The sequence below is a fragment of the Pedobacter riviphilus genome, assembly GCF_014692875.1.
GTDB classification, from domain to species: domain Bacteria; phylum Bacteroidota; class Bacteroidia; order Sphingobacteriales; family Sphingobacteriaceae; genus Pedobacter; species Pedobacter riviphilus.
The window spans coordinates 475,034-487,958 of the sequence record NZ_CP061171.1; the positions used below are offsets into that span (position 1 = coordinate 475,034).

A 12,925-nucleotide genomic window follows, 5' to 3' on the forward strand; every position below is an offset into this window, starting at 1 on the left:
TATGTGGAGCCCTGAAAACCCCGATGCTTATTTTCCACGTTTTGCCGGATGGAGAGTTGGTGACTTTGGGCTTAACGCATGGAGAGATATGGGCGTGGTTCAAACCCGTTATATGCTTAATGGTGCCTATATGCGTATAAAAAATATGACAATAGGCTACACCTTACCCACTAGTTTGATTAGCAAATTGGGTGTAAAGAAAGTAAGGTTTTATCTCAGTGGAGAAAATATAGCTGAGATCAATAAAATTAAATTTAAGGTATTGGATCCTGAAGCCTTAACCAGTTCCGCCTGGGGAACCGGAAAAGCTTACCCTTTTCAAAGAATGTATTCGGTCGGGCTAAATGTAACTTTCTAAACCAAACCTGTTAAACTTAAAAATTATGTACAAAAATAAATTTTTATTAATAATAGGAATAATAACTATTGTTAGTATTTGGAGTTGTAAAAAAGAATTAGACCGGTTTCCAATTGCGTCTATCGCGCCACAAACATTTTTTAAAACTGAGAAAGATCTGGAACTGTTTTCGAATGGGTTTTATGCTTATCTTCCAAGTGCCGAAACCGTAGCCGAAGGAGACGGCCAAAGTGATAATCAGGAAACCGTACCCGGTAATAAGATAGTAGCGGGTGCTTATCTCTTGCCATCTACGGATTCCAAGTGGTCAACCAATTCAACCACTTCATGGGGGCACCTACGTAACCTCAATTATTTTCTGGAGAATTACAGCAAGGCAGATGCCCCTGTTGCTTCGAAAAATCATTACGCGGGTGTAGCCCGTTTTTTCAGGGCATGGTTTTACTATGATATGGTGGCAAGGTATGGCGATGTGCCCTGGTATTCTAAAACGCTGGGCAGTGAAGATACAGAAGCAATTAATAAACCACGAGACCCTAGGGCATTGGTGATGGATTCTGTGTTGGCTGATCTTAATTTTGCAATTGCAAACATTCGCAAATCTACACCAACATGGACCGTTAATGCCTATGTGGCAATGGCGTTCAAAGCCCGTATTTGTCTTTTTGAAGGGACATGGAGAAAATACCGGGGACTTGCAGATGCTAATAAATTTCTTACTGAAGCCAAAAATGCTTCTAAGGCACTTATGGATGAAAACAAATATTCCTTGTATTCAACCGGAAATCCGGATGTAGATTACTATAACCTTTTCCAAATGGATGCTGCACCCGTTTCCGAAGTTATTCTTGCAAGAGAATACAGGACAGATCTGAATATCAGACATTCTGTAACGGCCGATATCAATGGAGGATATGGATGGGGGTATTCTAAGTCATTAATCAATTCTTATTTGATGAAAGATGGCACACGTTTTACCGATCAACCCGGCTATGCCACAATGACTTACATGGAGGAATTTGCCAATCGCGATCCCAGGTTATTGCAAACGAGTGTAAATCCATTTTATAAACGGTTTAATGCATCAAACATAAACGGCCCAAAAGTGAGCCCTAATCCAAAAATTGGTGGTGCTAACCCGACCGGTTATGCACAAATCAAATTTTATCAGGATGATCCTGTTAAAGTTATATATGGACAATCAGATAATGATGCGCCAATTATCAGGTATGCGGAAGTGCTTCTGATTTATGCCGAAGCCAGGGCAGAACTGGGGGAACTCACACAGGCAGATCTTGATTTAACCATAACTAAGATTAGAGCAAGGGCTGGAATGCCACCTCTGAGTATGGGTGTAAGTCTTGATCCTATTTTGGCTGCTCAATATCCTAATGTTTTAGGGGCACAGAGAAATGTACTGCTCGAGATTAGAAGAGAACGCCGTATAGAGATGGCTTCAGAGAATCTACGTTATCTTGATCTCATGCGTTGGAAAGTTGGTAATTTAATGGCAGAAGTTTTTAAAGGAGTTTATTTCCCAGGGTTAGGGGTGTATGATTTAAACTTAGATGGAGCGCCAGACTATGCTATTGTTACCGCTAAGCCGGCTAACCCAACGCCTGGTGTCACATACGCCATAATTAATACCGATGTGTTTTTGTCTAATGGAAATTCAGGCAATATCATACCATCGCCCAGCGTAGTTAAAACATTTAATGAAAATAAAAATTATTTGTTTCCACTTCCGACAACGGAGTTATTGTTGAACAAAAAACTTGTTCAAAACCCTGGGTGGTAATGTCGTCTTTAACGTAGTAAATTTTTAGTTAGTTTAGTAGGAATAAGCTCCCTCGGAATGGAGGGGGCTACCTTTCCTGCCACAATGGAACGTTCATTCATTATGGTGTTTACACTCAACTTTGACGATCCCGATGAAGCTTGGACAATGACTAAATATACAATTCCGGCCGATGGGGAGATTGCAGAAGGATTCAATCCGGAGCACATTGATGCCAAAGAACTGGGGGTAGATAGATCACCATCACAACTAAACGTCACGATGGTTTGCCTGTTCCAAATATTAGATATCATGAATGCAAAATATAATAATAAAAAAAACAGTCTGCTGCTAACAGCTATCATGTTGCTCTGCCACTGTGCTTACTCGCAAACCATGCCATCTATGTGGGACAGTCGTTCCAATGGAAAGGAACATCCTAACCTCAAATGGTTTAAGGATGCGAAGTTTGGTATTTTTATCCATTGGGGGCTTTATTCGAAACTGGCTGGTGAATGGCAGAGTAAGCGGTATTATGGCAGCGGCGAATGGCTAATGTATCAGGCAAAAATAAGCGCTAAAGATTACGGATTGGTGGCTGGGGAATTCAATCCTTTAAAATTTAATGCCACCGAATGGGTGGATTTAATTAAGTCTTCGGGTGCACGTTACATGGTCGTAACCGCTAAGCACCACGAAGGCTTCGCCATGTTTGATTCAAAAGTCAGTGATTTCAGCATAACAAAAGCGAGTCCCTATGGAAAAGACGTGATGAAAGAACTTTCGGGAGCAGCGGCCAATGCCAAACTACCTTTCGGCTTCTATTATTCCCAGTTTTTGGATTGGCATGAGCCAAATGGCGGAGGAAACGACTGGGATTTTAAGCAATCTAAAGATTACCATAAATATTATGAGGAAAAATCTATTCCGCAGCTTAAAGAATTGCTAACCAATTATGGTAAGTTAGGGATGGTTTGGTTCGACATGCCTGGAGGGTTAAATAAGCAGGAAACTCAATTCCTGGTTGACGACTTGCATAAGTTGCAACCACAAACGTTGTTTAGCAGTCGTGTGGGGCAGGGATTGGGAGATTATATGGACTTTGGAGACTCGGAAATGCCGGCAGAACCTATTGCAAAACCCTGGGAAGCCATTTACACCTTTAATGACTCGTGGGGCTACATTGCACACGATCAAAACTTTAAAACATCGTCAGATATTATCAGGTTGATTGCTACGGCTTCTTCAAAAGGAGGAAACCTGATGCTCAATATTGGACCCGATGGAGATGGTTCAATCCCCCAGGCCAATATCGACTGCCTAAAAAGTGTCGGCCGGTGGCTGAAAGTCAATGGCGAGAGCATTTATGCCAGTATAGCCGGCTTCATCCCTGCGCAACCCTGGGGAGTTACAACCTCTAAACCCGGTAAATTGTATCTACATATTTTTCAACGGCCTAATAACGGTAAATTACTGGTGCCGGGCTTTTCTCCAAAAGCAATCAGTGTAAGCACTCTTGCTGGTAGCGTTGCACTAAAATGGCGGCAAACAGGAGAAGATCTGGAGGTTACGCTACCTAATGTGCCGGTAACAGGCCTTGCTGATGAGGTGCTGACGGTTAGTTATGCAGGTAAAACGCCAGATTATCAAAACAGTATGCCCATTACGGTTTCTGCTGCTTACGAATCGAATGAACTGCCTGTAATTTCAGCGCAACATAAAGGCGCAACCAGGATAGAGACACTTACTTACAACCATTATTTTGGAGACTGGAAGCATGTTACAGTATTAGGGGCAATGAAATCGCCAGCCGACAGCACAATTTTTACTATCCGCGCTTTAGAACCGGGCTACTATAAAATTTATCTGGATTATGTCTGCCCTTCAGCCTCCGCTGGTCAGGAAGGAAAAGTTACAATGAATGGTCGGGAGTTTAATTTCAAAACGCTCTCTACTTGCAATGAGATAAATTCCGACAAGCCTGTTTCTTTTATCAAACATGCTGTAGGTGTGATTAACCTACCACAGAAGGCTATTTATAAGTTGGCGGTTACGCCACTAACAGATGGAAAGGAGCTTTTTAAAATCAAAAATGTTTTATTGGAAGCAGATAAACCTTAAAAAAAATTGCTGGTTAGTTTGAGAGCATCCTCCTTAGGGAGGGGCTCTTTACAATTGTGTAAAAATGATCGTATCCGATCGATAAAGAAATTAACATGAAAAAAAAAGGTATTGCACTCTTATTAATTAGTTTGGTTAGTCATTTTGCTATTGCGCAGAACACTAATAAAGCCGAAAACATCATCATCATTTCAATAGATGGATTGCGCTGGCATGAGGTATTTCAAGGGGCCGAACAGCAGCTTATTGCAAGCAAGAAATACAACTCACAAGATTCTACCGAGCGGATCAAGAAATATTGGGCCGATAATGAGCAGGATCGGAGGACTAAACTCATGCCATTTGTATGGGGTACAATAGCAAAACAGGGGCAGCTTTATGGTAACCGCAACGAAGGAAGTTTGGTTAACGTTAAAAACACTTTTTGGTTTTCCTATCCGGGCAGAAACGAAAATTTAACAGGTTATCCCGATCCTAAGGTTAACTCCAACGACTATCCCGATAACCCGAATAAAAATATACTCGAGTTCATCGATCAGCAAAAAGGGTATAAAGGCAAGGTTGTGGCTTTTGCATCCTGGGATGCCGTAGCCAGAATTATTAACCGCAACAGAAACGGATTAATGGTAAATAACCCATTCGAGGATGTTAAAGGAAATAACCTTACTGAAGCGCAAAAACTGGCTAACGAAGCACAGCATTACGAACCACAGTTATGGGGCAGCGGTGAGCGTTGGGATGCCAGTACTTTTGCTGTAGCAAAATCATATATTATGGCCAAGCACCCTAAAGTGGTATATCTTGATCTGGCCGATACTGATGATCATGCCCACGAAGGTAAGTATGATTTTTACCTGGATGCTACCCATAACATTGATGCCATGATCGGCAGTTTATGGAGTTATATACAGAAAGATCCATTTTATAAAGGTAACACCACAATAATTGTAATGCCAGATCATGGCCGCGGTGAAGGAAAACAGTGGACAAGTCATGGTTCCGGTACTCCGCATTCTAACGATACCTGGTTTATGGCTTTAGGACCAAAAATAAAACCACTTGGCGAAGTGAAGAATAACGGACAGATTTACCAGGATCAGTATGCTAAAACAATCGTCAGCTTATTGGGCTTTAACTTCACTTCAGTAAACCCTATCGGTGAGGTTATTGAATCTGTTGTGAAATAACATGGGCATGAAATTAAAGGCAATTTTATTCGCAATCGTTATACTCGCTTGTCAAAATCGGGCAAGTGCCCAGAAGCCGGTATTTGATCTGAATTTTGATGACGATAACGTAGAAGAGGTTATTACACCTAAAGATAGTGCTTACTACGTTGTTGATCTGCAACAATCGCAATATGTAAAGGGCTTAAGCGGGAACGCGCTTGATCTTTCTGCAAACGCTGTTTTAAGAAGGCCTGTTAAATTGAGTAAAGGCACATTGCCCGAATTTAATGAGCGTACCTCATTTTCTGTACAAGTATGGATTAAAACATTACCCAATGCAAAAATGGGTACACCTGTAATGGGAAACAAAAATGCAGACGAACTGGCGAGTGCCGGATGGCAGATCTACACACAGGAAAATGGTGCCTGGGCGCTAATTTTAAATGATGGCAAAAAAAGATATGATTACAAGCCTACTGCAGAAAGACAAAAGATAAACGATGGCAAATGGCATCAGATCGTTTTTACCGTCGACCGTAAAAAACAAGAAGTATGGATGTTTTTGGATGGAAAAAATGTTGCCGTTTACAATACACCAGGCATTAAAAGCTTTGAAACCAAGCTTGCAACAGTTGTTGGCGGTACTGACGAAAAGTGGGAGTACGGATCTAACGGACAATGGTATGCCTTTAATGGATACATAGATGAGGTAAAAGTTTGGAATGTGCCCTTAAATACAAAGGAAGTGAGCGCTTTGTATGAACAGTTTTTCCCCAATACAACAAGAGAGGAAACTTATGATCCTTTACATTTAAAAGTACTGTCGTGGAATATTTGGCATGGCGGACATCGTTATGGCCAGGCCGTTGGCCTGCAGCGTTTGATTGAAACCATGAAATCAACAAATGCCGATGTTATCGGACTCATAGAAACCTATGGTTCGGGCGAGGTCATTGCCGATTCTTTAGGCTATTATTTTTATTTGATCAGTTCCAACCTGTCCATCATGAGCCGTTACCCCATAACAGAGACGATCAAGGTATTTCACCCTTCTAATTTTGGTGGTGTAAAATTAAAGTTGAGTCAGGATAAAAACCTTGTCTATTTTAATACCTGGTTAAATTATTTGCCCGATGTTGATGCAAGCATAAGAGAAAAGAAAGAAACTCCACAGCAGCTAGTACAGGATGAGGCACTTACCAGACATGCAGAAATAAAGGAAATCCTAAAAGGCATCGATCCTTATCTTAAAAATACAGACAACCTGCCTGTTATTATGGGCGGCGATTTTAATATGGGCTCGCATTTAGACTGGATTGCCGAAACCAAGGCCATTCATTTTAACCTAGAAGTAGAATGGCCCGAAAGTAAAGAAATGATCAAAGCCGGATTGAGGGACAGTTATAGAGAATTGCATAAAAACCCTTTACTCGATCCGGGTTTAACCTGGGGGGTAAGAGCAGCAACCACCACCAGCAAGTATGGCGTTAGAGATCGTATCGACTTTATTTACTATAAAGGAAAAGGCCTCAATCCAATCGAATCGAGGGTGATCGACTATCACCCTGTGATGTTTCCCTCAGACCATGCAGCTGTAATAACCAGTTTTCAATTAAAGAAATAAGAAATGGACAGAAAAGAATTTTTAAAAACAACAGGACTGGCAGGCGGTACCATGCTTTTTGCCCGGTTTCCTGAATTAAGCCCCGCGAAAAAGAAAATCAGGATTGGTATGATCACCGATCTCCACCACGATATTATGCACGATGGGATATCACGTTTATCCGCTTTTATTGATGAAATGAACAGGGAGCAGCCCGATTTTATTATACAGGGCGGCGATTTCTGTTTTCCGAAAAAGGCAAATATTCCGCTTATGGATGTTTGGAATCAGTTTAAAGGCCCTAAATACCATGTAATCGGTAATCATGATACGGATGGTGGATATACGCGCGATCAGGTAGTTGCGTTCTGGAATGCCAAAGCTAAATACTACTCTTTTGATGTGAATGGTTTCCATTTTATCATTCTGGATGGAAATGAGCACAATGAAAGTGCCGACCGCCCCAAAGGTTATGCCCGCTTTATTTCGCCCGTACAGCTCAATTGGCTTAGAAAAGATCTAGAATCAACAGATTTAGAAACAGTGGTTTTTTGTCATCAGGGCTTAGATAATGATGCGGGTGGACTGGAAAACGGTACAATGTTGCGATATACACTTGAACAGGCCAACAAGAAAGCGGGTAAGCAAAAAGTAATGATGGTGATCAGTGGTCATCATCACCAGGATTACTACAATTACATCAATAACATTCATTATGTACAGATCAACAGTGCGTCGTACCAATGGCTGGGCGATAAGTATAAAGAAAGCCGTTACTCTGAAGAGGTAGATAAAACACATCCAAACATTAAATATACCGTGCCCTATAAAGATCCGATTTGGGCGATGATTGAGATTGACCATAAAAACAGAATTACAATTAAAGGCAAAAAAACTGTTTTCGTGGGTTCATCGCCCGAGAAATTAGGCGTAAATATAGACGATTATATTTATCCGATTGTGCCCTATATATCAGATAGAAACTTAGGGTAAGCAAATTTAAACACACAAATGAAAAGAAGAGATTTAATTAAAACACTTGGAGCCACAGTAGGAACAATCGCTTTGAGCAGTGTGGCAGATACATCAATTGCTGCTCCGGTTAAAAAAAAGAAGCTTTTAAAAATTGCGCACATCACTGATGTACATATCAGACCAGAACATAATGCTGTTGCCCGTTTTAAGAAATGCCTCGAAATGATTAAAAAGGATAAAGTAGACCTTATTCTTAATGGTGGCGATTCTATTTATGCTGCAGATTATAATAACATTACCAAAGATCGCGTAGAGCAGCAATGGGCCTGCTGGAATGAAAGTGTGCAAGTGGTTAAAGGTATTCCTATGTATCACGTGTTAGGAAATCATGACATGTGGTGGCAGGGCAAAGATGATGAGCTGGGCGGTAAAGCCGGAGTATTAAAGATGCTGGGATTGAAGCATAACTACTACAGTTTTGATCAAAATGGCTGGCATTTTATCATGTTGGATAGTAACCACCCAACAAATCCGGGCATGCTGGATGAAGAACAATGGAACTGGTTTGTAGAAGATGTAAAAAAGAACAGTCAGGATAAACCTACGCTCATTATGTCACACTATCCCTTATTGAGCTGTACGGGCATTGTAGATAACAAAGCAGATTTTAGAGGGCCATTTAAGGTTAGCGGGAGTTACAACCACCTCGATATTATGAAGTTTATTGAAGTGTTTAATCAGAATAAGAACATTAAACTCTGCTTAAGCGGTCATATTCATTTGCTTGATAAGGTCTGGTACAATGATGTAGCTTATTTGTGTAATGGTGCAACCAGTGGTTTTTGGTGGGAGCCAGGAGATGATGGTAAAAGTGCTTATAAACAAACAGCTCCGGGTTATTCTCTTCTTAACCTGTATGATAATGGAAGTTTTGATCATGAATATATTAAGTATGAAAGCGATAAAATTGGTTAAAGGTATAGGGATCTCCATTCTTATCACATGGTTTTTATCCGCTTCTGTATATGCACAATATGAGGCAAATTGGGCCAGCCTTGATAAAAGGCCTGTACCCGAATGGTTTAAGGATGCTAAATTCGGGATCTTTATTACCTGGGGTGTTTATTCGGTACCAGCGTACGCCCCAAAAGGGCAATATGCAGAATGGTACCAGAATTGGCTGGAAAACAAAGCTTTTAAAGGAGATGTAGCGCGTTATCATAAGAATGTTTTTGGCGATAAAACCTATTACGATCTGGCAAAAGATTTTAAAGCCGAGCTTTTTAATCCAGATGAATGGGCTACGCTTATTGAAAAATCAGGAGCTAAATATGCAGTACCCGTTGCTAAACACCATGATGGCTTTAGCTGGTGGCCAAACAAATACAGCAGCCAGGTATGGGGTTTTCCCTGGAGTGCAACAGAGGTAGGGCCTAAAAGAGATCTTTTGGGCGATTTGTTTAAAGCCCTTCATAAAACATCGGTAAAAGCTGGCGTTTATTTTTCGTGGTACGAGTGGTTTAATCCCTTGTATAAATCAAATCCGGAGAAATTTGCGGTAGAGTATGCCATTCCACAGGCAAAAGAAATGATCGAAAGATATAAACCTGCAGTATTTTGGACAGATGGAGATTGGAACGATAGCGATACCACCTGGCATTCAACCGAATTTTTGAGTTGGTTGTACAATGAAAGCGCGGTAAAAAAAGAGATTGTAACCTACGATCGTTATGGAAAAGGGATAAGGTTTAACCATGGTAGCGTATATACGCCAGAATACCAGCCTGATATGGAGTTCGGTGATCATTACTTTGAAGAAAGCAGGGGGATAGGGTTTTCTTATAGTTACAACAAAATGGAGGATGCCTGGGATTATAATTCCCCTCAGATTTTAGTATTGTTATTAAGCGACTTGGTGAGTAGGGGCGGAAATTTGTTGCTTAATATCGGTCCGGATGCATCAGGTAAAATTCCACCTATTATGCAAGAGCGTTTACTGCAAATAGGCGATTGGCTTAAAATAAATGGTCGCGCAATTTACAGTACACGCAAATGGACCAGAACCTGCCAATGGAGTGAGGGAAAAAGAGATTATAAGCCAAAAAGAATCGAAGGCGATTTTAAAGAAAATGGCGATTTTATGTTGAAAATAACAGTGGATCCTGATCCTGGTTATGCGGTAAAAGAATGTTTCTTCACCACTAATCCAAACACCAAAGAGGTATTTGCTATTTTACCCAAGTGGCCATCTGATAATCGTTTTGTTATAAAAGATCTGCAGTTAAAACCCGGAGCTACGATTAAACTGCTGGAAACCGGAGATGTTATAAAATGGAAAAACCAGGGCAATAATGTTGAGTTAATTTTCCCATCATTTAATCCGGCAAAACACAAAAGTCAATATGCCTACGCTTTAAGTATTTTAGAAAAGCCTTTATAAGTTGAAAGAGAGATAGAGGCAGTCTCCATGGATGATCGACTGATTAAATACGGTTATTCAAAAAAATAAAGGGGGTGTTCTGCATTAATAAAATAAAAAAACACCGATTAATACGATGAAGGAAATTTTGAGCATGAATGCATTAATCATAAATCGAGGTAAATGAAACGGATATTCACATTTGTTTTATTGTTAAAGCTGATTTTAATTTCTGCTGATCTTTGTGCACAGCATACTGCCTATAATCAGTTTTGGAACGATTTTCAGTTCGTAACGCCGATAAAAGGCAAATGGAGCAATGAAATAAATATTGGGCAGGTGTGGACGAGCGTACCCGGAAATAACAATCCTTTTTATGCCAATGCACAGCTTTATGTCAGGGTTTGGATTCATTATTCACTCCCAAAAGCTAAATTTTCAGTATTTACGGGCTATAACCATAATCCAGAAATTAAACTTGCAGCACAGGAAGGGCTTCCAGAAATCAGATCTGCAATCCAAGGTGTTTATTACTTCAGAAAAACCCCTTTTACCTTGTCGGCCCGATTGAGGTTAGAGGACCATCGAGACAAACGAAGTTTAGGCGGCTTTGATGAAAGTTACCGGGTAAGAAGTCAGGTGAAAATGGTAAAGCCACTAAATACCACAGAAATTGTTAAGGGAGCAGTTTACATGGTGGCTTCAGAAGAAGTATTTACCCAAACGGCTCCCAATGTGTTTAGACAGCCGAAGCTTGGAAGCAACAGGATAACCATTGGTTGTGGCTATGCGCTCACGAATGATTTTTTAATCGAAGTGGATTATTCTAATGACTATTATCCCGATAAAATGCAGCAGCTTTCTTACCATAGTATGCAGCTGAATTTAAGCTGTTACAATTGGGTAAAAAACCTAAAGGATGCTTTGCTGAAATGAAACGAAATATTAATAAATAAAAATATTCAATCAGGCATGCTGGAATTTACAATCAGTTTTACCATTCAAATAAAATAATATGAAGTCAAAACCTGCAACATTAAAGGAAATTGCTGATTTACTTGGTGTTTCTATCAGCACTGTTTCACGGTCCTTGATCGATCATCCAACCATTTCTCTGGTGACCAGGGAAAGAGTGAAAAAATTAGCCAAGAAGGTAAATTACAGGCCAAACCACTCGGCTCTTTCTTTTCGTTCTGGACGTACATTTACCATCGGACTTATTCTTCCCGACCTTTCTGAAACCTTTTTTTCTACCGCGATGACCGCCATAGAGGAAATGGCAATGGCCAATAATTATGCAGTTTTTGTAGCACAATCAATGAATGTTGAAGCGCGTGAGATTGCTTTGGTAGAAAAAATGATTGATCTTCGGGTAGATGGGCTATTGGTAGCCCTTTCAAAAGAAACGCAGACTTTTGGTCACTTTTCCAAGCTTAAGGATAATGGCATTCCGGTTGTGTTTTTCGACCGTGTTCCACCTTATTTTAGCATTCATTCAGTATGTTGCAATATCGAGCTGGCCACTCAACAAGCCGTTGATTTTTTATTGAAAAAGGGGCATCGGCGGATAGGCATAATCAATGGGCCAGAAAGCCTGCTTTCGAGCACGGAACGTAAAAACGGTTATATCAAGGCACTGGAAGGTGAAAAAATCTCTTTAGATCCTTCTTTGTATACAGAATGCGACCTAACAGAAAGCAGTGCAGAAAAAGCGATGGATAAACTTTTGGCATTGACCGAAAGGCCTAGTGCAGTACTTGCATTTAACGACTATGTTGCCATCTATGCCATCCGGAAACTTAGGGCGCAGAATATCGCCGCTGCAGAATCAATAGATTTTGTAAGTTTTTCAAACCTTTCTGTGCTCCGCTTTATGGACCACAGGCCTGTGGTCACCATCGAACAATCGCCGGCCTTACAAGGTCAAACCGCAATGCAGATATTAATAGAGCTTATCAATTCGGGGTACAGCCGATCAGGATCAGAGCAGCGGTTCAGAAATGTAGTGCTTGAAGGAAAACTGGTGCTGGATAAATAATTTAACATCTATTGGAGACTATAAAGCTATTGCAAATACAATTCAGAACTATACGAAATCATATATATATTGGGTTACCTCCCATAGAGATGCTACGCTAGAGCCTCTTATTTTACGCCAATTTGAAAAGTTATTGAGGAAGAATATATTGAAAAACTTTGATCAGAAGATCAAAACGGCCAGCTTGCCCTGAAATGGGGTGATCAGCTTAAAATGAAACAGGGTGTCAGCATAAATCCGAAACGCGCGGCCATTTTTTCTGAAATACCCAGTAAAGGTGCCTAAACGAAAAATGAATGGTTCGGATAAGGAGACAACACACTCTGCACACAAAAGTGGCAGTTCGTATGAATTTGAGATTTCACTGAAAGTGGTTCTTTCCCTATTGGGTGGATTTTCATGAATAAATCTGGCTGTGATTCGTTAAGAAATAATGGCCATAAGGAGGCTTTCCCCGACTGCCTG

At 40.6% G+C, this 12,925-nt stretch carries 10 protein-coding genes; all 10 read left to right on the forward strand.

The window, feature by feature from the left end:
- The first annotated feature begins 1 nt into the window (after nucleotide 1).
- The 10 genes from H9N25_RS01830 to H9N25_RS01875 all read left to right on the forward strand — a co-directional run bounded on the left by H9N25_RS01830 (nucleotide 2) and on the right by H9N25_RS01875 (nucleotide 12,460).
- The gene (locus H9N25_RS01830; RefSeq protein WP_190327756.1) at nucleotides 2-358 is read left to right on the forward strand and encodes a TonB-dependent receptor; all 357 of its coding nucleotides are present in this window, start codon (nucleotides 2-4) and stop codon (nucleotides 356-358) included.
- Between the two features lie 25 nt (nucleotides 359-383).
- Nucleotides 384-2,156 (forward strand): RagB/SusD family nutrient uptake outer membrane protein, encoded by a 1,773-nt coding sequence (locus H9N25_RS01835; protein ID WP_190327757.1) that lies wholly within the window; start codon nucleotides 384-386, stop codon nucleotides 2,154-2,156.
- Nucleotides 2,157-2,240: 84 nt separating this feature from the next.
- Nucleotides 2,241-4,256, forward strand: coding sequence for an alpha-L-fucosidase (locus H9N25_RS01840; protein WP_223833539.1), 2,016 nt, complete (start codon nucleotides 2,241-2,243; stop codon nucleotides 4,254-4,256).
- Nucleotides 4,257-4,351: 95 nt separating this feature from the next.
- Nucleotides 4,352-5,443 carry an alkaline phosphatase family protein gene (locus H9N25_RS01845; RefSeq protein WP_190327758.1) on the forward strand — a complete coding sequence of 364 codons (1,092 nt, stop codon included), beginning with the start codon at nucleotides 4,352-4,354 and terminating at the stop codon, nucleotides 5,441-5,443.
- 7 nt (nucleotides 5,444-5,450) lie between these two features.
- Nucleotides 5,451-7,049 (forward strand): LamG-like jellyroll fold domain-containing protein, encoded by a 1,599-nt coding sequence (locus tag H9N25_RS01850; protein WP_190327759.1) that lies wholly within the window; start codon nucleotides 5,451-5,453, stop codon nucleotides 7,047-7,049.
- A 3-nt stretch (nucleotides 7,050-7,052) separates the two neighbouring features.
- The gene (locus tag H9N25_RS01855; protein WP_190327760.1) at nucleotides 7,053-8,021 is read left to right on the forward strand and encodes a metallophosphoesterase family protein; all 969 of its coding nucleotides are present in this window, start codon (nucleotides 7,053-7,055) and stop codon (nucleotides 8,019-8,021) included.
- Between the two features lie 18 nt (nucleotides 8,022-8,039).
- On the forward strand, nucleotides 8,040-8,978 hold the full coding sequence (locus tag H9N25_RS01860; RefSeq protein WP_190327761.1) for a metallophosphoesterase family protein: 939 nt from the start codon (nucleotides 8,040-8,042) through the stop codon (nucleotides 8,976-8,978).
- Nucleotides 8,956-10,443 carry an alpha-L-fucosidase gene (locus H9N25_RS01865; protein WP_190327762.1) on the forward strand — a complete coding sequence of 496 codons (1,488 nt, stop codon included), beginning with the start codon at nucleotides 8,956-8,958 and terminating at the stop codon, nucleotides 10,441-10,443. The genes H9N25_RS01860 and H9N25_RS01865 overlap by 23 nt, the downstream gene beginning before the upstream one ends.
- A gap of 162 nt (nucleotides 10,444-10,605) precedes the next feature.
- Nucleotides 10,606-11,358, forward strand: a complete 753-nt coding sequence (locus H9N25_RS01870) for a DUF2490 domain-containing protein (protein WP_190327763.1) — start codon at nucleotides 10,606-10,608, stop codon at nucleotides 11,356-11,358.
- A 79-nt stretch (nucleotides 11,359-11,437) separates the two neighbouring features.
- On the forward strand, nucleotides 11,438-12,460 hold the full coding sequence (locus tag H9N25_RS01875; protein WP_190327764.1) for a LacI family DNA-binding transcriptional regulator: 1,023 nt from the start codon (nucleotides 11,438-11,440) through the stop codon (nucleotides 12,458-12,460).
- Nucleotides 12,461-12,925 lie beyond the last annotated feature (465 nt).